At 48.1% G+C, this 22,729-nt stretch carries 21 protein-coding genes; 8 read left to right on the forward strand and 13 right to left on the reverse strand.

Annotated features, from left to right (window positions below; genetic code table 11):
• Positions 1 to 156: 156 nt before the first annotated feature.
• Positions 157 to 1,293: an ABC transporter ATP-binding protein gene (locus tag U2F10_RS26205; protein WP_163661119.1), complete on the reverse strand. Its 1,137-nt coding sequence runs from the start codon at positions 1,291 to 1,293 to the stop codon at positions 157 to 159.
• Positions 1,294 to 1,700: 407 nt separating this feature from the next.
• Between U2F10_RS26205 and mrdA the strand changes: the two genes are divergently transcribed.
• On the forward strand, positions 1,701 to 3,524 hold the full coding sequence (gene mrdA / locus U2F10_RS26210; RefSeq protein ID WP_499873724.1) for a penicillin-binding protein 2: 1,824 nt from the start codon (positions 1,701 to 1,703) through the stop codon (positions 3,522 to 3,524).
• A 50-nt stretch (positions 3,525 to 3,574) separates the two neighbouring features.
• On the opposite strand, the gene pheT is transcribed toward mrdA, so the two are convergent.
• Positions 3,575 to 5,998 carry a phenylalanine--tRNA ligase subunit beta gene (pheT, locus tag U2F10_RS26215; RefSeq protein ID WP_163661115.1) on the reverse strand — a complete coding sequence of 808 codons (2,424 nt, stop codon included), beginning with the start codon at positions 5,996 to 5,998 and terminating at the stop codon, positions 3,575 to 3,577.
• A 527-nt stretch (positions 5,999 to 6,525) separates the two neighbouring features.
• Here pheT and U2F10_RS26220 point away from each other — a divergent pair.
• Both U2F10_RS26220 and U2F10_RS26225 read left to right on the forward strand, forming a co-directional pair.
• A complete protein-coding gene (locus U2F10_RS26220; RefSeq protein ID WP_163661113.1) occupies positions 6,526 to 8,139 on the forward strand; it encodes a serine/threonine-protein kinase in 1,614 nt (537 codons plus the stop codon).
• Between the two features lie 92 nt (positions 8,140 to 8,231).
• Positions 8,232 to 8,441 (forward strand): ssl0294 family protein, encoded by a 210-nt coding sequence (locus U2F10_RS26225; protein ID WP_006517302.1) that lies wholly within the window; start codon positions 8,232 to 8,234, stop codon positions 8,439 to 8,441.
• Here U2F10_RS26225 and U2F10_RS26230 read toward each other — a convergent pair.
• Positions 8,431 to 9,057, reverse strand: a complete 627-nt coding sequence (locus U2F10_RS26230) for a tetratricopeptide repeat protein (RefSeq protein WP_499873725.1) — start codon at positions 9,055 to 9,057, stop codon at positions 8,431 to 8,433. The genes U2F10_RS26225 and U2F10_RS26230 overlap by 11 nt on opposite strands.
• A gap of 321 nt (positions 9,058 to 9,378) precedes the next feature.
• Between U2F10_RS26230 and U2F10_RS26235 the strand changes: the two genes are divergently transcribed.
• Positions 9,379 to 9,840 (forward strand): hypothetical protein, encoded by a 462-nt coding sequence (locus tag U2F10_RS26235; protein WP_163661109.1) that lies wholly within the window; start codon positions 9,379 to 9,381, stop codon positions 9,838 to 9,840.
• Positions 9,841 to 10,085: 245 nt separating this feature from the next.
• On the opposite strand, the gene U2F10_RS26240 is transcribed toward U2F10_RS26235, so the two are convergent.
• From U2F10_RS26240 to U2F10_RS26250, 3 genes are all read right to left on the reverse strand, one after another.
• Positions 10,086 to 10,223, reverse strand: a complete 138-nt coding sequence (locus tag U2F10_RS26240; RefSeq protein WP_006517305.1) for a photosystem II reaction center protein K — start codon at positions 10,221 to 10,223, stop codon at positions 10,086 to 10,088.
• Positions 10,224 to 10,314: 91 nt separating this feature from the next.
• On the reverse strand, positions 10,315 to 11,439 hold the full coding sequence (gene tgt, locus U2F10_RS26245) for a tRNA guanosine(34) transglycosylase Tgt (protein ID WP_163700052.1): 1,125 nt from the start codon (positions 11,437 to 11,439) through the stop codon (positions 10,315 to 10,317).
• Between the two features lie 68 nt (positions 11,440 to 11,507).
• Positions 11,508 to 11,963, reverse strand: a complete 456-nt coding sequence (locus U2F10_RS26250) for a hypothetical protein (protein WP_163700054.1) — start codon at positions 11,961 to 11,963, stop codon at positions 11,508 to 11,510.
• 289 nt (positions 11,964 to 12,252) lie between these two features.
• Here U2F10_RS26250 and cobS point away from each other — a divergent pair, with 289 nt between their 5' ends.
• Entirely contained in the window at positions 12,253 to 13,035 is a 783-nt protein-coding gene (cobS, locus tag U2F10_RS26255) for an adenosylcobinamide-GDP ribazoletransferase (protein WP_163661103.1), read from the forward strand.
• Here the strand turns inward: cobS and cysK are convergent.
• From cysK to U2F10_RS26275, 4 genes are all read right to left on the reverse strand, one after another.
• Positions 13,018 to 13,983: a cysteine synthase A gene (cysK, locus tag U2F10_RS26260; RefSeq protein WP_499868005.1), complete on the reverse strand. Its 966-nt coding sequence runs from the start codon at positions 13,981 to 13,983 to the stop codon at positions 13,018 to 13,020. The genes cobS and cysK overlap by 18 nt on opposite strands.
• A 21-nt stretch (positions 13,984 to 14,004) precedes the next feature.
• On the reverse strand, positions 14,005 to 14,439 hold the full coding sequence (locus U2F10_RS26265; protein ID WP_006517310.1) for an RrF2 family transcriptional regulator: 435 nt from the start codon (positions 14,437 to 14,439) through the stop codon (positions 14,005 to 14,007).
• Positions 14,440 to 14,613: 174 nt separating this feature from the next.
• The gene (locus U2F10_RS26270) at positions 14,614 to 14,973 is read right to left on the reverse strand and encodes a (2Fe-2S) ferredoxin domain-containing protein (protein WP_163700058.1); all 360 of its coding nucleotides are present in this window, start codon (positions 14,971 to 14,973) and stop codon (positions 14,614 to 14,616) included.
• Positions 14,974 to 15,302: 329 nt separating this feature from the next.
• Positions 15,303 to 15,788 (reverse strand): 2TM domain-containing protein, encoded by a 486-nt coding sequence (locus U2F10_RS26275; RefSeq protein WP_163661100.1) that lies wholly within the window; start codon positions 15,786 to 15,788, stop codon positions 15,303 to 15,305.
• 152 nt (positions 15,789 to 15,940) lie between these two features.
• Between U2F10_RS26275 and U2F10_RS26280 the strand changes: the two genes are divergently transcribed.
• Positions 15,941 to 16,738 carry an MOSC domain-containing protein gene (locus tag U2F10_RS26280; RefSeq protein ID WP_499873726.1) on the forward strand — a complete coding sequence of 266 codons (798 nt, stop codon included), beginning with the start codon at positions 15,941 to 15,943 and terminating at the stop codon, positions 16,736 to 16,738.
• Between the two features lie 29 nt (positions 16,739 to 16,767).
• Here the strand turns inward: U2F10_RS26280 and U2F10_RS26285 are convergent, their stop codons facing one another.
• Positions 16,768 to 17,877: a YihY/virulence factor BrkB family protein gene (locus tag U2F10_RS26285; protein WP_163661098.1), complete on the reverse strand. Its 1,110-nt coding sequence runs from the start codon at positions 17,875 to 17,877 to the stop codon at positions 16,768 to 16,770.
• 256 nt (positions 17,878 to 18,133) lie between these two features.
• Here U2F10_RS26285 and clpB point away from each other — a divergent pair, with 256 nt between their 5' ends.
• Both clpB and U2F10_RS26295 read left to right on the forward strand, forming a co-directional pair.
• A complete protein-coding gene (clpB, locus tag U2F10_RS26290) occupies positions 18,134 to 20,740 on the forward strand; it encodes an ATP-dependent chaperone ClpB (protein ID WP_499873727.1) in 2,607 nt (868 codons plus the stop codon).
• Positions 20,741 to 21,031: 291 nt separating this feature from the next.
• Complete coding sequence (locus U2F10_RS26295; RefSeq protein ID WP_499874516.1) at positions 21,032 to 21,553, forward strand: PTPA-CTERM sorting domain-containing protein; 522 nt, start codon at positions 21,032 to 21,034, stop codon at positions 21,551 to 21,553.
• Positions 21,554 to 21,620: 67 nt separating this feature from the next.
• Here U2F10_RS26295 and U2F10_RS26300 read toward each other — a convergent pair whose 3' ends face one another.
• Positions 21,621 to 21,824: a hypothetical protein gene (locus U2F10_RS26300; RefSeq protein WP_499873728.1), complete on the reverse strand. Its 204-nt coding sequence runs from the start codon at positions 21,822 to 21,824 to the stop codon at positions 21,621 to 21,623.
• A gap of 16 nt (positions 21,825 to 21,840) precedes the next feature.
• A complete protein-coding gene (locus U2F10_RS26305; RefSeq protein ID WP_499873729.1) occupies positions 21,841 to 22,077 on the reverse strand; it encodes a hypothetical protein in 237 nt (78 codons plus the stop codon).
• Positions 22,078 to 22,729 lie beyond the last annotated feature (652 nt).

The following is a 22,729-nucleotide window of genomic DNA, read 5'->3' on the forward strand; positions in this document are numbered from 1 at the left end:
TCTTTCTCTCCTCTAAGCAGACACCATGAATACTTTAGAACCACTTCCTGACCTTAGGCTATTGGGAAATCGGAATTTGTTCATGTCGATCGTTATCAGGGAGTAGGAACGACTTGGTTTTGAAATCAGGAGTAGCTGAGTTATCGATAACCTTGATTATGTGGGGCTATGGTCTATAAGGACCTGGCAGTCAGGGGCAGCCCAAGATACATGGACGGGAGTTCCTGGTTGATACGTCATATGGTTTGGTTGCAGCACGCGCAACTGTTCACCTGTAGCTAATTCAATAATGCAATGAATATGGGGACCTGTGTATAGGGTGTGTTTAACTTCACCTGCATAACAGTTGTCATGGTTGATAGGTTTTGCTGTCTCAGTTTTAGCTCTCAGGTGAATTTTTTCAGGGCGAATACTAATATCCACTGAGCTGCTACCGTTAAGCTGCTTCAAGTCTGTAGATGAGGGGGAAAGAGCTACCTGAAGACCGTTGGCGGTGACCAGCGTTAGCGGCTGGTTTTGAATTTGTCCTGAGAGTAAATTGGTATCACCGATAAAGTCAGCGACAAATGCGGTTGTGGGGTGTTCATAGATTTCATTGGGCGAGCCCACCTGTTCGATGCAGCCATCTTTCATCACCGCAATGCGATCAGATAGGGAAAGTGCTTCTTCTTGGTCGTGGGTCACCATGATGAAGGTAATCCCCAAACGTTGGTGCAGGTTCGAAAGTTCAACTTGCATCTGTTTGCGCAGCTTTAAATCCAAAGCTCCCAATGGCTCATCCAGAAGCATCACTGCGGGGCGATTCACAAGGGCACGGGCCAAAGCCACCCGCTGTTTTTGGCCTCCAGATAACTGATTGGGAAACCGTCTGGCAAAGCTTTCCATTTGCACCAAGTTGAGGGCCTCCCCTACCTGGTGGCGCAGCTCAGACTTGGCAGTTTTTTTGATTTTGAGGCCAAATGCTACGTTGTCCCATACGCTCATGTGATTAAACAAAGCGTAGCTCTGAAATACAGTATTGACTGAACGGCGGTGGGCAGGTACGCCATTCATACATTGCCCTTGAATTGTTAACTCGCCGGAGGTGAGTGTCTCAAACCCAGCAATCATACGGAGTGTAGTGGTTTTTCCACATCCCGATGGTCCGAGGATGCTAAAGAACTCTCCCTGTCGAATCTGTAAATTAAGGCCTTGAACTGCCGTCTCATCCCCAAAGATTTTGACGACGTCTTTGAGTTCTACATCCAATGCCGCCGCTAGTGTGTCTGCTGGCGGAGAGATCGTTTGAGCCATAGGATGCAACCCTCATGATTGTCCATTTGAATTATTTTACGGTCAGTAGCCCAAAATCCCAATTAATTGGTAGGGGCAATATTCAGGGAGTGATGAGATGTGGGGGCAATGGTACCCAAACCATGACGTGTTGCCAGATGCTGGGTTGCTGTGATGTTGAGCATTTTCATGCTGCTGGGATTTTGCCTTAGGAGCTACACTGTTCAAAGCTTAAGCTATCTATTTGGACGCAGTTTTAGCTTAGGTATGTAAATCTATTAATCACTGATAATCACTGAATTGGTGGATGGAACCTGTAATTTGAGGAGTATGGCTTGATGGTATCTACCCCCATGCCTCTCTCCATTCGCCGCTGCCCTGTTTCTATAATTTTGCCCCGTCGCTAAAATTTTTCAGCATAGTCAATCATGGTCTTTCTTCAATACCCCTCTGCCAAGGTTGAAAAAAAGGGAGGACGTACTGTTGGTCGCCAATACCAGTCAGTGATCATGATGCTTTTTGTGTCGTTGGTGATGCTGGGAGGCATTGGTAGCCGGCTGTTTTATTTGCAATTGGTGGAAGGCGAACGCAATCGTGAGCTGGCCGAAGAAAATCGGATTTTGCTGCTGCCAAGACGACCGGCTCGGGGCACGATGTTTGACCGCAAAGGCAAAATTTTGGCGGGTAGTCGTCTTTCTCACTCGGTTTCTATTTGGCCCATTGCACTACCGGTGGATCAACGTGATCGAGTGGTAGAACGTCTAGCTCAGTTATTGGAAATCCCAAAAGAGGAGATTCAGCAACGGATTGCATCGGCTGGATATGAGTCGACTCAGTCCATTGCGATCGCCCGTGGCCTGAGTCCGGCTCAGACCACCGCCCTGGCCGAATATGCATCGGAACTACCGGGTGTGCGAGTGGAGGCAGAAGCGATCCGAAGCTATCCCAATGGTGACCTGGCCGCCCATGTCATTGGCTATACAGGGGAGATTGACGAAGCAGAATTTGACCAAATGGTGGCGGATGGGCGCGACTATCGCCTTGGGGATATCATTGGCAAAATGGGTTCTGAAAAATCCTTTGAGTCAATGTTGCGTGGCGTTTGGGGTGGTCAGCAGGTTGAGGTCGATAGTGCTGGTAATGTTCTCAGTATTTTGGGGGAAAAACCGCCGCAATCGGGTCAAAATATTCGCCTGACATTGGATTTGGAGCTACAGAAATCTGCTGAAAAGGCTTTAGGTGATAACGTTGGAGCCATTATTGCTATGGATCCCAATGATGGAGCGATCTTGGCCATGGTTAGTCGACCTACCTTTGATCCCAATATTTTTTCTACCCGGATTACCCAAGCCCAATGGGAGCAACTGAACAGCCGTGGCAATCCATTTTTGAATCGTTCTCTACAGGCTTATCCACCCGCTAGTACCTTTAAAATCATTACCACTGCTGCTGCAATTGAATCGGGGTCATTTGCGGCCAATACCGTTTTACCCACCTTCCCCAATATCAATGCGGGGGGTATTTTATTTTGGGACTGGAACAATGCTGGATTTGGTCCCCTGGGATTTGTTGGAGCCATGCAGTGGAGCAGCGATACCTTTTTCTATCAAGTGGGGATGAGGATGGGGCATGAACCCATCATCGAGTGGATGCGCAAGTATGGTTTGGGAGAGAAAACTGGCATTGAACTAGGATCTGAGGAGGCTGCTGGGTTGGTGCCTGACGAGGCCTGGAAACAGGAAATGCTTGAAGAGCCATGGTATCTAGGGGACACCATTAACATGACCATCGGCCAGGGCTATATGCAGGTAACACCGCTACAAACGGCGGTGATGTTTGCGATCGCAGCCAATGGCGGTTATCGGGTTACCCCTCACTTATTATTAGATGGTGCTGAATCCAAACAGTGGAAAACGTCCGTTGGCATGCAGCCTGAGACTATCAAAGTGATTCAAGATGGTTTGCGCAAGGTAGTGACCAGCGGTACAGGTACCCGATTAAACGTTCCTACAATTCCAACACCAGCGGGTAAAAGCGGTACGGCAGAAGCACCTCCCTTTGAAAACCACACCTGGTTTGGGGCCTATGCCCCCTTTGAAAACCCTGAGGTTTTGGTTGTCGCGTTTGGAGAGCATTCCGGTGGTGGTGGTGGTGCTTTTGCTGCCCCCATGGTTAAAGAAGTATTGGAGGTCTATTTCAACGGACCATCGAAGAAAAAGAAGGATGAGGAGGCACCACCATCCGCAGGATAGGAATTTGTAGAGGTCTGCATGCAGACCTCTACAAATTCCTACAAACTCCTCTAGCTACGTAGAGTAACTTTGAACTTTTTCTCCAATGCGGCGCGGATTTTGTCCTGTAGGGGGTCAATATCCTGGTCGGTTAGGGTGCGATCGCTAGCTCGGTACAGCATACGAAATGCTAAACTCCGCTGACCCTCAGGCACTCCCTGGCCCTTGTACTCATCAAACAGGGTGACTGTTTCCAAGAGCTGACCCCCCGTGCGAGAAATTAGCTTCTCTAGGTCGGCTACGGATACGTTAGTGGGTGCATAGAAGGCAATGTCACGGTCGGACCCAGGATAGGGGGAGAAGCTCTTGAACTTAGGCGCACGGAAGCGGTCGCTGACGAGACATGTGGCGATCGCATCCCAGTTCAGCTCAAATACGTAAACTTCTTCTGGCAAATCCCGCTCTTGACGTAGCCGGGGATGGAGCTGACCAAAGGTGCCCAAACGCGTACGACCCCGTACCCATAGAGACGCGGTGCGGCCAGGATGTAATCTCTCATCCTCGCTATCAGGTCGGTAATCGACAGCCAGACCGACCTGCTGGAATACAGTCTCCAGGATTCCTTTGGCTTCATACCAGGTCATAGGCGCTGTTGTGCCACTCCACTGACCTTCAGCCGCGTTGCCACCCAGAATGCCGCCTATGCGCTCATATTCGTTAAGCTGACCATCTTCATTAGCAAATACATGGCCAATCTCAAAGGCATTGAGAGGACCATTGCCCTTCTCCAGGTTGGATTGAAACCCATCGATCAAACCGGAGAGTAAATCGGAGCGTAGAGCGGAATATTCTGTAAATAGGGGATTTTCAAGCACTACGCGCTGAGGGGCTGGATTCGTTAGTGAATAGTGCAGCACTTCAGTCAAGCCAGCTCCCCGGAAGGCGGCCCTTAGCTGACGTGCCAAGGCTGCTTCAGGGGAGAGTCGACCACGGGATGTCTGCTGGGGCAAGGTGTTGCCAAAGCGGTTGTAGCCAAATAAGCGGGCCACTTCTTCGATCAAGTCAATTTCCCGTTCCAGGTCACGATAGCGATAGGCAGGGACGGTGACGATCCAGGCACCATCACCATCGTTCGTCAGACCGCAGCCTAAACGAGCCAACGTATCTTCCACATCAGCAGCGTTGAGGGGGGTGACAGTGCTATCTTCGGCGATGTAATTGCCCAGGATTTGTCGTACTCGCTCCAGCCTTAAGCCCACTGTGCGAGTGGGCGTGATTTTGCCGATCTCGGTGCGTTCGTCCTGTAGGTGGGTTGCCTTAGCATCCGTTAGCTCCACCATGAGCTGAATCGCTCGGCCAGCAGCCAGCTCTAGTTCAGCTGGATTGACACCTCGCTCATAGCGAGCTGATGCTTCTGTGCGCAACCCCTGACTCCGAGCTGAACGTCGAATCACAGCCGCATCAAAGAATGCGGCCTCAAGAAAAACGTTTTGAGTGCCGTCGTAAACTTCAGAGTCTTCGCCACCCATGACACCAGCAAGCGCTACGGGCTCATCATTGGCGGTAATGGCTAAGGTCTGGTCTTTCAGCGGTCGATCTTGGCCATCCAGAGTTTTGAGGGTTTCGTCAGGTTTGCCAAAGCGGACGCTAATCGTTGTTTGTTTTCCTTGCGTCAGACGATCAAGATCAAAGGCATGGAGGGGCTGGCCCCATTCCAAAAGTACATAGTTGGTAATATCCACCACATTGTTGATGGAGCGAGTACCCGAAGCTTCCAAGCGTTGCTTGAGCCAGGTGGGGGATGGGCCAATTTTTACCTGCTCTAATACTGTGCCGATGTAAATGGGGCAGGCTTTGGGATCTGAAAGTGCGATCTCAATCTGACTCTTCGCAGTCGTCGGCACAGCCACCTCTTGAATGGGCAGCTTGAGCTCTGCGCCAGTAATGGCAGCAACTTCACGGGCAATGCCCACCATGCTGAGTGCATCGGCCCGATTGGCCGTTGACGATAAATCAAGGACAGTGTCATCTAAACCTAACAATGGGCGTACATCTTGCCCCAATTCCAAGGTGGATTCCCCAAAGACATGGATGCCTGCTGAGTCCTTGGCCAAACCCAGCTCGGCTAAAGAACAAATCATGCCTGAGGAAAGGATGCCGCGTACCTTACGTGACTTAATTTTTAGGTCTACCTGGGGTAAATAAGTATTCACCTTAGCCACAGGGACCAAAATATCGGCCCGCACATTGGCTGCGCCACAGACAATGGTGGACGGTTCAACTTCACCGATATCCACGGTACAAACGCTCAGCTTATCAGCGTCTGGGTGAGGCTGGCGGTCAGTTACCCTGCCAACAACTACACCATCAGCCCAGCTACGGCGTTCTTCAATATCTTCTACTTCAAACCCTGCCATTGTTAGAGCGTCGCCAATGGCTTCAGGTGTTAGCTTAGGATCGACAAATTCTTTGAGCCAGTTGACAGAAATGCGCATGGAAACTGGGTTAAACGGTAATGGCAATAGACCGAAATCATTTTACCGTTGAAGCCCCGATTTAAGCCGCCTGTTTAATTGTGTTGCGCGAGTCTGAATATTCTCTCATATCAATTCCCTAAAATAGGCTCAACGCTTTATCCTTAAGACACCAATTCTTAAATTGACACTGGCACCATTAACAGTTGGATAAGATAATAAAGATAATAAACAAATACATTGTGATTATTTGATAAGCAATATTGCTTTAATACTGATCTAATCTCCATGTGGGCAAAGCCAAGGGAATTCTTTAAATGGGTAAGGAATAAAATTAAGCTATTAAAAGAATCTTGGTTATTCTCTTACTCATGGCTGATGGTTGAGAAATGCGAAGTAATTAGAAATTACTGGAGCAAATTCCAATCGATTTCATTCTCTATGGATTCAGTGGTAAAGGGTCGTTCCCTGCCCAGTGTTTTGAGATGTCGTGCCATAGTTAAACCATAGCCCCATTCATATCATGTGAGCAGGGTGGCTAAAGCTACATGACCTACTGCATCAATTCAGAGTGTCCTAGCCCTAAAAATCCGTCCACGGCAAGACAGTGTCTTGCATGTGGGGCAGATTTACTATTACGCGATCGCTATCGTGTCAGCGGCGCGTTAGGTAAGGGTGGTTTTGGCACTACATTTCTGGCCCATGATGAGGGCTTACCTGGCTGTCCGCCTTGTGTAATTAAGCAATTGCGACCCACTGCAGAAGCTCCCCATGTGATGCAGATGGCCCGCGATCTATTTGCGCGTGAAGCTAAAATCCTTGGCAAAATTGGCAATCATCCTCAACTGCCACGTCTGCTAGATTACTTTGAAGCCCGCACAGATTTCTTCTTAGTGCAGGAATATATCCATGGTTTCACACTTCAGAAAGAGGTAAAAACCAATGGGGCGTTTAGCGAAGCTGGTACCAAACAATTTCTAAGTGAAGTGTTGCCAGTCATGCAGTACATTCATCGTAACCAAGTCATTCATCGTGACATTAAACCAGCTAACCTGATTCGTCGGGATGCCGATAAGCGTTTAGTACTGATTGATTTTGGTGCCGTCAAAGATAAGGTGAACCCGGTTAAGGCGAATGAAGAGTCGGGGCATACAGCCTTAACTGCTTATGCTGTAGGTACTCCAGGTTATGCACCGCCTGAGCAAATGGCAATGAGACCGGTATATGCCAGTGATATCTATGCAATTGGGGTTACCTGTCTCTATCTGCTAACGGCAAAGTCGCCGAAGGAGATGTCCTATGATCCCCAGTCTGGGGAGATTCTTTGGCAGCAGCATGTAAAAGTGAGCGATCACTTCGCAAATGTTTTGAGCAAAATGCTGGAAATTTCAGTGCGCCATCGCTATAGTTCAGCTGATGCCATTTTGCGAGATCTTGATTTAGAGCCATATTTAGATAGCCTGGCGCAAAATATGGCGATTCCTACCACTGCACCTAAAGATGTCGGGCCTGTGAGTCAGCCGACCTTCAATAGTGACGATACGGCTACAGTATTGGGGTTAGATGATTCCCAATCTGTAGTTTCCCCATCCGCTCGGATGGCGGCAGCTATTCGGGCGCGAAAGGAACGACGCCAAAATACAAAACCATCTCCAGTTGCACCCCGTCGCCCTTCGGGTAATTTGTTGTCTAGTAGCTCAAGCCAATCGGGTCCCTTTTCTGGGCATGGTAAGAAAATTACACCTGAAGCGGTGCAAAGGGCTTATAGTCGAGGTCATCGTGATTTTTCGTTGCAGCCTTTGGCTCAGCTCAATTTACAACGCATGATCCTTAGCGGTGCGAGTTTTGCTGGTGCGCAGCTGAGGTACTGTAATTTACAAGGCGCTGACCTCACGAATACCAACTTGAGCAAGGCTGACTTGCGTCAATGTAATTTGAAAAATGCCAAGCTTTCCAATGCTTATATGGGAGCAGTAAATTTGGAGAATAGCGATCTGCGTGGGGCTAACTTGAGCCGTAGTAATTTGGCAGGCGCTAACCTCAAAGGGGTCAACTTGTGTGGTGCTGATTTAACAGGCGCTAATCTAACTGAGAGTCAGTTGGCGGCAGCTAAAACAAACTGGTCTACGATCTACCCCAATGGGCGTCGAGGGCTACGCTAAAGACCTAAGAGATTTGCCTCTACCTTACACCCGATTTTTCCTGAGCCGCGTTAGGATAACTAAGGTAATTTTTGTGACGATCTATTAATTCTATGTTTCTTGATGAGCTCACACCTCTTGTGCAAGAACTCTTGGGAAATCCTATGGCCTTTGTTGGCGGATTTGCATCTGGTCTTCTAAAGCTCAACTTGAATGATGATCCAGTCAAAAGCTGGTTGGTGGATCAGGGAGCCAGTGTTGCAGACCAGGCAGATGATGATGATAATTCTGGCAAAGGCCCTCAAACTATTTCTATTGATTAGGCAGTAATTCTGAAATCCAGGTTTGTATTTGAGATTTTAAGGGTGAGCTAGGAGCTTGCCACAGGAGTTCCAGAGCCTTTTGATAGTCTCCAAAAGCACAGTTCCAATGGCCCATTAATTGATAAGTACGTCCTCGCTCTGCGTAGATGTGAGCATTTAATTTACCTAGAAATAGTGCTAAATCAAAGCAAACGATGGCATCGTCATACATCTGGAGGGCTCTGAACAGTACACCCTGATGGAGCCTGGTTTGAACGTTATGTGGGTTGATATCGATAGCGAAGTCATAGTCGGCAATGGCTGCATCCCAATGCTCTAGTGCGATATTGCACCGGGCACGATGCGCATAAATCCGATCATCGTTGGGATTAATCTGAAGTGCCTGGTTGTAATCACGCATTGCTTGAGGCCACTTTCCTCGGTGGTAGTGCATTAGGCCCCGGTTGCTATAGTGCTTTGAGGTTTGAGGCTCCTGAACAATCAGATAGCTCAATAGATGAATTGCCGTGGAATAATCCTGCTGCTGTATGGCTTGATGCAGTAATTTGTGGGTGTTTTTCCTGGTATGGCTAACTGAAAGGCTGTTGGCAGATGATGGGGATATAGATTGCAGCATGTTGATTGCACTCCCTATCGTTTCAGGCTAATGGATAGAGGTAGCCACTAACCGAGGTAATAGCGCGTTGTTCATTCTTGACAACACCACTGACTGAATCGTTGCATGGTTGTTGTTTCTGACCCAACCGGGAAATAACGGAGTATTTCTCGTAAAATCACAAAGTTAATAGGTGTTTTTACGTACACCAAATCCCCTGACAGTTGCTAAACATTACAGCTCGTGGGGTTTTATAACGGATTTCGGCGGAATTCTTTGCCGCTTCTTTGAGGCAGTTACGATTGGAAGCGGTAAAGCTAGCAAAAATCGTTTTGAGCTACTATGACTCTCTCTTCTCCGTCGACAGCGCTATCGGACAATGACTACGTGATTGTTGGTTTAGCTCATTGTTTTATGAAGCAAGACGGTGATGTGGTGCCGGTAAAAATTTTAGAGCCTGTTCCCTCTGCTTATTTTGAAGCGCTTGTTAAAGGGGTTCCCACGTCCTATAAGACCCTCTACAGTTTGCAGCTGGGTGAGCTAGTAAAAGATAAGCAGCCAATCGTAACTAATTTACCCGTTGATCCCAAAAATGTTCAATTTTGTGAGGATTTTGTAGAGCGGACCTTGGCGGCGGCAAGAACCTATCAAACGAGAGACGATATTCAGGCGAAGGTGCCCTATGGTCAATCATTTTCGGATGTAAATTTCTCTAGTGAGAAGAAGCGAATCTTAAATTCGACTAACAACGTGACGGCTGAAGATAATGTGAAGCAGCACAAATATACTCATATGACACTTTAGCCTTGCAATAGACTATAGAGCTGCGGACTTCAGGCATACGTTGTTTGGGGGCAATATTAAAAATAAAGAGGGAGCAGTCCATAGCCCGCTCCCTCTTTATTAAAAAACATTGAGAATTTGAGAAAACTGAATTGACGAGAGGCCGATTAACGTAAGTGGAATTGCGATCGCAACAATATGATCACATCCTGATTAACCAACCGAAAGGCACTTGACACTGGGGCTAATTACTTAAGGAATGTGACTTAACGAAAACCAACAGATGCCTGCCAAACGAAAGCTAGTAGCAAGAAAAATATAGGTAGAATAGGCAAAATATCTACCAGGGGAGCAAATGCTTGATATGCTTCGGGGAGTTTAGCTAACAGTAGGACCGCGTCCATGAAAACCTCTCTACGTTGGCGACAGTTTGCTTAATAATTGACTCACATCTTAACATGCTGTGGTGCATGCTAAGGTTTGTTCATATTTTGTCTAGCTACTAGAAGTAGAGGGTTCTAGCCACTGTTGAAACTTTGCCACAAACTGATTTTGTAAAATTGCTTTACGAATGGCCTGGGTAAATCGAATTAGCTCAGTGATGTTATGAATAGATAACAGCGTATATGCCAGAAGTTCGTGGGCATGGATCAAATGGCAAAGATAAGCCCGCGTAAAATTCTTGCAGGTGTAGCAGGTGCACGTTGAGTCCAGGGGAGTGAGGTCCCGACGAAACTTTTGATTCTTTAAATTCCATCGTTCACCTTGAACCAAGGCTGCTCCATGGCGAGCTAAACGAGTTGGAATGACACAGTCAAATAGATCCATGCCAGCGGCAATTGCTTGAGCCATTTCTCGGTAGGTGCCGACACCCATGAGATATCGAGGTTTATCGGGTGGCAGTAGCGGCGTGGTGGCTTGAACGATTTTTTCTATGAGCTCAGGCGGTTCACCGACGCTGACACCGCCGATGGCATAGCCGGGTAAGTCTAACTCCACTAGCTGTTCTGCAGCGGCTTGGCGTAAATCTAGATGAACACCGCCTTGTACAATGCCAAACAGAGCCTGATCGTTGCGTTGATGTGCCTCTATACAGCGCGTCAGCCAGCGATAAGTACGTTGGGTGGCTGCTTCGACTGCCTCTCGATGGGCGGGATAGGGGGGACATTCGTCAAAGGCCATAATCACATCAGCTCCCAACTGATTTTGGATGCGGATGGATTCCTCCGGCGGCATATAAATAACACGACCATCGCGGGGTGAGCGGAAGGTGACCCCCTCTTCAGAAATTGTACGGATTTTGCTCAAGCTAAAGACCTGGAAACCCCCTGAGTCGGTCAACATAGGGCCAGACCAGCCCATAAACTTGTGTAGCCCACCGGCCTCAGCCACTAAATCTTCACCAGGTTGTAGGTGTAGGTGGTAAGTATTGGACAGCACCATTTGTGCGCCAGTATCTTTGAGCTGTGATGGCGTTATGGTCTTAACATTTGCTAAGGTGCCCACTGGCATAAAACGTGGCGTGTGGACTGGGCCATGGGGTGTATGAAAAATTCCTGCTCTCGCCTTAGTGTGGCAGCAGGAGGCTTGATGTTCGAATGAAAAATGGTCAGTACCCAACAGTTAGTGTTGTCCTCAAGTAATACTGTTGGCAACGTTACTAGATTTAAGCTAATGGATACAAGTGACTAACTCGTAAAGTTATTGCTGTCATCGTCTAGACAAGCATCCCACCGAGCTGTTAATGCCTCAGCCAGCATAGCTTCTAGCGTAGCGTCATTAATGTTGCAGCTATTCTGCTCTGTGAGAGGATTTGATTGGGGCAAAATGCGAAGGCAACGGTTGTCCTGGATTAAATCAAAATAGGGTTGGTTATCCGCTAGCTGCCCCATCTCCAAGTAGTCAAAGCTAGCGACGTTGAGATAGAGACTTCTGTTAGCCACCAGCGTTGCTTGTTGAGGATCGCTAAAGACTTCGACGACATAACCCTCGCCTTCTCTGAGAACTTGTTCTTCTTGTTGATGGATATACCGAACACGTCCTAGATGCTGCAAGATTCGCACCATGTCCTTTGGGTTGACTACGATGCCTACATCGACAAGACATGGGGCTGGTAAGGAAGTTGTTGAAGGTTGATAGCTCATAACAGGGTCGGTAGATGGGCACTTATAGTCAGCAGTGGGCCCGTGAAACACCGAAGTTTTTAACAATCTATACTCAAGATAGATGAAATCTGATTATTTGGAACGTCCAAGACAAAAATAATCTTTCTGTTTGTTTGTATCCTTTTAACTTCACATTATTTCAGCAATTTTTCGTACTGCCTTCAGCCAGAATACTGAACGTTAATTCTTACGTCTCAGATTAATCGTGTGGTCAGAGTACGTTGCTGACTGCTCAAGTTATTTGATGACAAGCTTTTGAAGGAAATTTATGGAGCAGTGGATTAAAGCTTTTGCCCGAGCTGGACAGCAACAATGGGCTTTGTTAAATGGAGCTTTGTTGTTTTACACGAGTGTGCCGTTACCTCGGCAATGGCCAGCAGAGTTAGGGCAGGTCGCCCGCATCGTTCCTGTTATTGGTCTTGGATTGGGGGGGCTTTTGACGGTGCTTGATGCTGTGCTCAGCCTTGGGATGCCGCTTTTGCTCCGTAGTGCTGTGCTCATTTTGGTAGGGGTCCGACTGACCGGAGGATTGCATTTAGATGGTGCCATGGATACCGCCGATGGCCTTGCAGTGCAGGATAACCGACGGTTAGACGTGATGGCCGATAGCTGTTCCGGGGCATTTGGAGTGATGGTTGCGATCGCAATTCTGCTGCTCAAAACAGTTGCCTTAGCAGCGATTACTCAGGGGCGATGGTTTGCCCTGATGGCATCGGCTGCCTGGGGACGGTGGGGTCAGCAGTGGGCTATTGCTACTTATTCCTATCTAAAACCCAGGGGTAAGGGGGCATTTCATAAGCAAGCACTACCATCCTGTTGGTACGCTCTACCCTGGGCGATAGGACTGGTGCTATTGACCGGTTTAGGTGTTGTTGCGGGAGGTATTTCCTGGCGTTATGGTGTTGTTGCGATCGCAGCTGGATTAAGCAGTGCTGGGTTGGTGGCAGACTGGCTCAATCGCAGATTAGGGGGACATACAGGGGATACCTATGGGGCCGTTGTCGAGTGGGTTGAGGTTGTTGTTCTGGTGAGCTTAGCGTGCGCTAACTAGGGAGGCTGTCAGGGTAGGATCCTGGAATAAGGGAGTGCTGAGGTAGCGTTCACCAAAGCTAGGCTGAATCACGACGATCAATTTGCCTGCATTTTCAGGTCGGCGACCTACTTTGATAGCCGCACAGAGTGCTGCACCACTGGAAATACCAGACAAAATTCCTTCTTCTTTGGCAAGACGACGACCAAAAGAAATCGCTTCGTCATCCGTCACGGGAATAACTTCGTCAATGAGTTCTACTTGCAATACTTCGGGCACAAAACCGGCACCGATACCTTGAATCTTATGGGGACCTGGCTGACCGCCAGTTAGTACTTGACTGTTGGCGGGTTCTACGGCGATGGTTTGAAACTCAAGTTTGCGTTGCTTAAGGACTTCACTGACTCCGGTAATCGTGCCACCAGTGCCCACGCCAGCGACTAAAAAATCTGCCTGCCCCTCGGTATCTTGCCAGATTTCTTCCGCTGTCGTGTTGCGGTGCATATCTGGATTGGCCGGGTTGCGAAACTGTTGCAGCATGTAAGCATTTGGTGTTGATGCTACCAACTGCTGGGCCCGCTGAATACACCCTGCCATCCCCTCATTGCCTGGGGTCAGTTCTAGCTCGGCACCGTAGGCACGTAACATGGACCGACGCTCGGCGCTCATGGTTTCTGGCATGGTCAAAATCAAACGATAGCCTTTAGCTGCCGATACCATGGCTAAAGCGATGCCAGTATTCCCAGAAGTTGGTTCCACTAACGTGGTTTTACCAGGTTGAATTTTGCCTGCGGCCTCGGCAGCGGCGATCATATTGACGCCAATTCTGTCCTTAACCGACGCCGACGGGTTCATGCCTTCAAGTTTGAGAACAATTTGAGCCACACATTCCTCACTTTGAGGAATGCGATTGAGCTTTACTAGCGGTGTTCGACCCACCAGTTCAGTAATATTTTGGGCGATCCGCATGGCCAGCTATTTCCCAATGCGCTAAATGTAATACATCAAATCAACCTGATGTTTGGCGTTGCGTTGCTCTACCAAATCTTGCAAAGTGTGAGCAGATAGCACTTCTCTAGCCGCTTCCTGCACTGCTTGCCACAAGCTCCGGACAACCTGCCGCTCTGTTGTCAATACAGCATCGCTTGCATTGTCCTTCTTTTCTAGACCTTCGATACAATTTACAACGTCCAATAGCAATACATTCCACGGAGCCTGTGCTAATAAATAGCCTCCTTTGGCACCGCGTTGACTTTTTACAAAACCTGCGCGGCGTAATGTGGCTAAAAGTTGCTCTAAATATCGATCAGGAATATTTTGTTGAGCTGCAATTTGACGAATTTGCAGAGGCTCGCTCTTTTCATAGTGCAAGCTGAGTTCTAGCAGTGCAAGCAGGGCGTATTCACTTTTGCAAGAGAGTTCCACGGGGCGGCATAGCTGCAACCCTTATAGTATACTCCGGTTCTCCACTGGGGAATGGATAATTATATATTTATGATTATTTCTACCATGCCGAACTGGGGTGCCAGCTCTATGGGTCAGACATTTACTATTTATATGCTCGGGTTATATGCTCGGAGCTAATAATGTGTGCCTCATCTAAGTCTGAGATTTGAGCTTTTCTAGCAGATGGTTGTAATCGGGATGAAATCGAGGATGGAGCAAACGCTTGACGGGTTTACCCTGTTGGATATGCTGCTCCAGAATGTCATTGACGTCATGGGGATGAACACGGCAGTACCAAACATTATCAGGAGCCACTCTGACGTTAGGTCCTGAACCGCATTGGCCGAGACAAGAACTGGCTGCCACCATCAAATCGGGACCTGCATATTGCTTTAAAGTCTTGAGTACAGCTGCTGAATTGAAGCGAGTGCAACTGCGGTACTGGCAAACTTGAATAAATCGGCGTTGGGGTGACGATTTGCTAGCCGCTCGGTTAGCTGGAAGTTCTTCCATCAGGAATGATGACCAAAAAAAGGCCTAAATTGGACAGCTGCAAGTATGAGCATAAAAAATCACACCCGCAGCTATTGAGTGAAAATCAAGGACACACAACCAGCCTTGTGTTTCGTATCATTGCAGGATTGACCATAAAGTGCAAACTATCTTGCTATCTATAAGGAAAATTCATAAAAATTGGCCTGACTATTGGTGTGCTTAAGGTCATGCGAAATCATATTGTTGCGATAGTGACTCTTGATAAACCCTGGTTGTAAGGCTTGTAACAGTTGTTGTGGGCTGCCAGATGTTTTTGCAAGACTTTATAACATCTTAAAAAAACGTCACTAAACAGATCCTAAAAAGCGGTTGACGACACCGTTAATTGTTTGTTGCATGCTGCGTTTGCGTCGCCACCGGTTTAAATCACGTTCGTAGCGTTCGCCTGACGTTTGTAATGTCCGCCAGGCTTTGAGGGATAAACCCAGTCCCCAAAATAATGCAACGTAGAGCGAAAAGCCAAGGTGACCTAAAAATGTGCCGCCTGGAGTGAGAAAGTCTATTACGACTAAAAAGATAATGACGATGCTATAGCGGATGGCCTGACTCTGCAAACGTTGTATGCGCTGACGTTGAAACAGGCGGTGATCTTCGGCCTCCCCCTTCATGATTTTCCACTCTTGTTCAGCCGTTTGCAGCGCGGCTGGGCTGATGTTGAGTTCTTCCGCAATTTCTACCAACTGTTGATGGGAGAGTTCACCCGATTCGGTCTCTTGTTCGATCGCAAGTTGCAAGATCCGCTGAGCGTCTTCCATTCGGTAGAGCTTGTCCATGGTTGTCTACGGGGATTGGGGTGATTTGGGCAGGCTCCACCGTCTAAAGCGGCGATATCTATACCAACGCCCTATCCTTAGTTATAGATAATTTCGCGGCGATTGAACTAGGGGAGTCGCCGATCGGATAACCGTCTTTTAGGAGCATTGCGATGTCTTTGATCGAACTGAGTGGCTTGACCACATATCCAGTTAAGTCGGCGGCAGGTATTGGTTTGCATCAGGCTCAGGTGACTAGCCGGGGGCTGTTGCATGACCGACGCTGGATGGTGTGCGATCGCAATGGCAAATTCCTGACTCAACGCAAACTCCCTAAAATGGCGCTCATTCAAGTGACTGTTGATGAGGCGCTACATCTAAGCATTGCCGGAATACCGGATTCCTCACTAGAGCTTCCAGCGGTGCCAGATGCGGCCCAGCAGCTGCATGTGGATGTGTGGGGCGATGCTTGTACTGCTTGGTCCATGGGAGATACAGCAGCTCAATGGCTCAATAATTTCTTAGGTGTGGATGTTCAGCTTGTTTACATGCCAGATAGCACCCATCGCCCCGTGGACCATGGACGTTTTGAGACGCCGAATAGTTTTTCAGATGCGTATCCGTTTTTGCTGATTTCCGAAGCCTCATTGGCGGATTTGAATGGTCGCCTGGAGCAGCCTGTTCCCATGAATCGATTTCGGCCTAACTTGGTGGTCAGGGGCTGTAAGCCATTTGCTGAAGATACCTGGAAGCAAATCAAAATTGGCAACATTATGTTTGATGTGGCCAAATCCTGTTCCCGCTGTTCTATTCCTGGTGTGGAGCAGTCCACAGGGAAGCAGGGCAAGGAGCCGTTGAAAACCCTGGCAACCTATCGTCGTTGGGACCATTCGATTTGGTTTGGTCAGAACTTGATTGCCCACAGTGAAGGGACGTTGGCTGTGGGGGATAAGGTGGAGATTTTGGCCTAAGAATGAAATAATATTGCCCCCGTAGGGCGTTACCGATGTCGATCTTTATTAATGGTTGATTTGCCCAGGCTAGGCAGCTGATTCGAGGTGCGGTAACCGGGCGTTGATGATGGCGGATGGCGTCTGCGTCTGATCAATGGCATCCGTGGGCTGTGGATCATCAGTTCGCCGACAATAACATTGAGCTGGTCACCAATGAGCATGACCAGCGATGTGAGGAATAGCCATAGCAGCAGGACAATCACCGTACCAATGGCACCATAAACCTTGTTGTAGTTACCAAATTGGGCTACATACATGCGGAATGCTGCGGATAGAATGGCCCAGGATAGGGCTGCCAGCACTGCACCAGGCATTAGGGGCTTACCACGGGTCCAACGGCTGGGGCCAAAACGATAGACAAAGGCAAATGCAGATGAAACAATGCCCAACGCTAACGGCCATGTAAAAAGTCGCCAAATGGTGAGTACCCACTCTCTGACGTTTTCACCGCTTTGCTCTGCCCCAATATCAGCTAGCAGTTGGATAACGCCATCGCTAAGAAACACCAGGTAGGATGCGGTCATTAGCAATAGAATGGTGCCAATGGTCAAGCCAATGGATAGGAGCCTGGCTTTCCAAAAGGGACGACGCTGCTCAACAGGAATCTGATGGATTTCATCCAGGGCGCGCATGGCGGCACTGATGGCTCCTGAAGAAGCCCATAGAGCGATCGCAAAACTCAAGGAAAATAATCCTCGGTTACCACCAGCGGTAACTTCATCGGCAAAGTTTTGGATCAGTTCATTAACAGCGCCTGGTGCGATTTCACTTAACCGCATGGCCAGGCGATTAAATGTATTCTCTAATGAATTAACTAAACCAATGGCTGTCAGCATGGCTAAAATGCCGGGGAAAAGGCCCAGCATAGCGTTGTAGGCCATTTCTGACGCTAAACTTGGTAACCGTCGCCTGAGGGTGGCGTGTACAACAGCACGAACGGTGTGCAGATTGATATAGCTTAAAAATCGAATAAATTCGAGCGGCGAGAAGGTTCGCGACAATCGCCGCAGCGGTTGCTGTGCACAATAGGTCGTATACAACGTCTGACGCAGCGTAGAATGCAGCTGACCAGTCTCTCGTCGGGGAAGGTTTGGCAAAACGTCTAGCTAATCAAAACACTTCTTCAAAATACAGATTTCTACTTATATATCAAGTAACAATCGTAGAAACCTTACGTTTTTACCCCTCAGCACCTATTTGTAACATACCCGCTTGCCATTGGCCGCTACGAACGAAGTGTGCAAATTCTTAGCATGGGCGGCAATACCTACCTACTCACTGGGGGAACACCGATCATCAGGTATTTGACCCTTTGCCTAGAATGCAAATAGGCGCATACGAGGAGGCTTGGCTATGCAACCATCTAATCCAAATCAGTTTACGGAGCGAGCATGGGCTGCGATCGCAGCTACTACCGATCTGGCTAAGCAGTGGCAGCATCAACAAATTGAGACCGAGCATTTAATGCTGGCTTTACTAGAGCAAGATGGATTAGCCAGTCGCATTTTCCAAAAAGCCGGAGCTTCCATCGATGCATTGCGCAGTGCAACTGAGGCATTTTTACGTAAACAACCCCAGGTAACGGGGCAAAGCGACAACATATATTTAGGGCGTTCGCTAAATACTTTGCTGGACAATGCAGACGTGTTTCGCAAAGAGTTTGACGACGATTACATTTCCATTGAACATTTACTGCTGGTCTATCCTGAGGACACCCGCTTTGGTAAATCTTTGCTGCGGGAGGCGGGTATCAATACCAAGCAGCTCAAAAATGCTGTTAAACAAGTACGAGGCCATCAAAAGGTGACCGATCAAAACCCTGAAGGTAAATACGAAGCGCTAGAGAAATATGGCCGTGACCTGACTGAGTATGCCCGCGAGGGTCGTCTCGATCCAGTCATTGGTCGAGATGATGAAATTCGTCGGACCATTCAAATTTTGTCTCGCCGTACAAAAAATAATCCTGTCCTTATTGGTGAACCAGGGGTGGGTAAGACGGCCATTGCCGAAGGAATGGCTCAGCGAATTATTAATAATGACGTACCCCAGTCGCTACGCGATCGCAAACTGATAGCCCTGGATATGGGTGCGCTAATTGCCGGGGCCAAATATCGTGGTGAATTTGAAGAGCGTCTCAAAGCCGTACTTAAGGAGGTGACCGACTCCCAGGGACAGATCATTCTGTTTATCGATGAAATCCATACCGTGGTGGGTGCTGGCGCAACTCAAGGAGCCATGGATGCAGGCAACCTACTCAAGCCGATGCTGGCTCGGGGTGAGCTACGTTGTATTGGGGCGACGACACTGGATGAATATCGCCAGTACATCGAAAAAGATGCTGCGCTGGAGCGTCGTTTCCAACAGGTTTATATTGATCAGCCGACTGTTCCTGACACTATTTCTATTCTGCGAGGTTTAAAGGAACGCTATGAGCTGCACCATGGTGTCACCATCGCGGACAATGCATTGGTGGCAGCGGCTACGTTATCAACTCGCTACATTAGCGATCGCTTTTTACCCGACAAAGCCATTGACTTAGTCGATGAAGCAGCGGCCAAACTCAAAATGGAGATTACCTCCAAGCCAGAAGAGTTGGATGAAGTCGACCGCAAGATCCTGCAGCTAGAGATGGAGCGTCTGTCTCTCAAAAATGAGACCGATGCTGGTTCCATTGAACGCCTAGAACGTTTAGAGAGAGAACTCGCAAATCTTAAAGAAGAACAAAGTACGCTTAACGCTCAATGGCAGTCTGAGAAAGATGGAATTGATCAAATTCAAGTCATTAAAGAAGAGATTGATCGTGTCAATATTGAGATTGCGCAGGCAGAGCGAGACTATGACTATAATCGAGCCGCTGAACTAAAATATGGCAAGCTCAACGAACTTCAAGAAAAAGTCTCCCAAGCCGAAAAACAGTTAGCTGAATCTCAGGCTAGCGGTCGTACTTTGTTGCGAGAAGAAGTGTCTGAAGAAGACATTGCCGAGATTATCTCTAAGTGGACGGGAATTCCCATCAGTAAACTGGTGCAGTCAGAGATGCAAAAGCTGTTGCTGCTGGAGGATGAACTCCATAAACGAGTGATTGGACAAGAGGAAGCGGTTACCGCTGTTGCAGATGCAATTCAGCGATCACGAGCGGGTCTGGCAGACCCGAATCGGCCCACAGCAAGCTTTATCTTCCTTGGCCCTACTGGTGTGGGTAAAACCGAGTTAGCTAAAGCCCTGGCAAGCTATCTGTTTGATACAGAGGAAGCGATTGTTCGCATCGATATGTCAGAGTACATGGAGAAACATGCGGTATCTCGCTTGATCGGTGCACCTCCAGGATACGTGGGCTATGACGAAGGTGGTCAGCTAACAGAAGCATTGCGCCGCCGTCCCTATTCAGTGATTCTATTTGATGAGATTGAGAAGGCGCATCCAGATGTGTTCAACATTATGTTGCAGATTCTCGATGATGGCCGCGTGACAGATTCTCAAGGTCGCACTGTGGACTTTAAGAATTCGGTGATCATTATGACTAGCAACATTGGCTCCCAGTTTATTCTAGATGTGGCGGGGGATGATAGTCGTTACGAGGAAATGAGAACCCGTGTAATGGATGCCCTGCGCTCAAACTTCCGTCCTGAGTTTCTCAATCGGGTGGATGAGATGATTATCTTCCACAGTTTGCAGAAGTCTCAGTTGCGAGAGATTATTAAGCTACAGGTGCAGGCGCTGGAGAAACGGTTGGCGGATCAGAAGATTGGACTATCGTTGTCAGAATCAGCCTTAGATTTCTTGGCGGATGTGGGGTATGACCCGGTTTATGGGGCAAGGCCTCTGAAACGGGCAATCCAGCGTGAGTTGGAAACTGCGATCGCAAAGAGTATTCTTCGGGGAGATTATAAAGGTGGCGACACCGTTGTGGTTGACGTAGAGAATGAGCGACTGGTGTTTAAGGTCAAAGTTGCAATTTGATGAGCGATTAAATTCCGACATTCGAAAGGTGGGCATGCCCACCTTTTTTGGGGCTTGCTTCAGGCCCTGTTCTGAGTTTTTTGCCTGACTGTGTATTTTGGCTTCGTATAGTCAGGTCAATGACTGTTCACCGTTGTCCGCTGTCTTTTTAAAGTCTTGATAAAAGAGTGAACTTTCTAATATTTAATGTTCTAGGTTACGTTTTCCTCTAGAAACAATTTTTATATAGTGTATAGCGATAAGTGTGTCGATCCAGCTGATTTTGCTGTTTTTCTAGATCCTATTGTGAGAATGAACAAAATTGCTGCTTCTATCGCATGTTCTTTGGGCATTGCTTCTGTCTCTGCTGTCGTTTTAGCTGCTGCTCCTGTGTCTGCTCTGTCTATTACGGCAGAAGACTCGATCTATGAGTTAACGGTAGAGGAAACTACGTTTGATGATTTGCGTGCAAGGGAAGATTTTGAGAATTTAGTCCCGTGGTTCGGTGATGAGGATTTAGCGCAGGCAGTAGCAGCGTCGGCTGGTGAGGCTTTTGCTGATGGCAATAACGAGTTGGGAGTGCCTGATGGTTTTTTTGGCCCCTCTTTTGCGTTTGATGTGGATATAAATGGGAGTATTGGCTTTACTACCTACATTAATAATGAGAGACGTTTGGTAGAGGCCGGAAAAATTAACTCCGATTCAGACACTTTTTATGCTGTTATCAATCTTGAGGTGTCTCCGGATGGTGCGGCAGATGTGCCCACACCTGCATTGCTGCCGGGGCTAATGGGTATGGGACTGGCTGCGATGCGCAGACGTAATCTGGATTGATGAGAATTTAATTTAAAGGCAGGGGGGATGTTGGTTTAACCCAGCCTACGGTTTAAATGACTGCCGCTCAGAGGTGTTTAGGCCTTGTTTTAGTACCTGTAATACTGTTACTAATAATGGATTGGCCCCTTTGCTCAATCCTCAACAGTGCATCGGGCTGGGTTTCATTGGAACGGTCACTTCGGCTTCGCTCAGTGACCGTCTGGTTTCGCTCAGTGACCGTCTGGCTTCGCTCAGTGAATGCCTGGTGGCTGAGCAGAGTCGAAGGCATCAGGCGATTTTCTCGCTTACAGGCGTTTGACGAGGATGCTGATGACGTCGCCTGGTTCAGGGGTAAGGATTAGCCGATTGTCGGGAGTTTCTATCAGGGGACACCACTGGCTTTGCTCGACGTACTTCAGGTTATGTAACAGGTGGATGGTTTGGCGGATGCCGCCGGGGCTGCCCAGGAGAATATGGCGGATAGTTTCGCCAGTGGGTAGGGCGATGGATAGGTCGGCAGGCAGTGTGGTTGGCGCAGTCATGGGGCGTTTTCCTTGTATTTTCGTAAGGGTCAGGAAAGCGCCCAAAAAGTTAGCCACCCTGCAACGTCATCAGGGTGGCTGTAAAATGCTCACAGCTCACCAACTGGTTGTGCAGTTGGAGGGGTTAGCGGGGTGGGGGTGTTGGCGCACCGCCATCTCGCGCAGCTAAATTTTTGGGTGCGAAATAGCTGACAGAGGTGTTCCGTAGCTATTAGCTTTGTAGGCTATCAGTCCTCAGCTAATTCAGTCAATATGCGGACTGACATCAAGAAAAATTGTTGAATATAGTGAGTTAAGATCCTGCAAAGCATTTGCCCTATGTCAACGACAGTCGCCATTATCCTGACAGCTTTAGTCAAAGCGATATGAATAATGATGATAGTTTTGTGGCAACTCAACCTACCCTTTTATGTATTTGTATTATTCTGAGAGATTCTGATATCAAAGGCACAATGGTTAACTCGTAGGGGCTGCGCCTTGTGCCAGCCCTGCAACACTATCGCAATTAACCGAAATCTCTTGAGACGATATATGTTGGGTTTATGAGGTTTTGGTGTTAAGGCGATACGTTAGGTTTTGTGACAACCCAACCTACGGGTTTACAATTAGAAGCCTGTCAATGCTGGAGGGCAACCACGAGGGATTGTTTCGG

The organism is Leptothoe sp. EHU-05/26/07-4, assembly GCF_043421015.1.
Taxonomy (GTDB): Bacteria; Cyanobacteriota; Cyanobacteriia; order Phormidesmidales; family Phormidesmidaceae; genus Leptothoe; species Leptothoe turfae.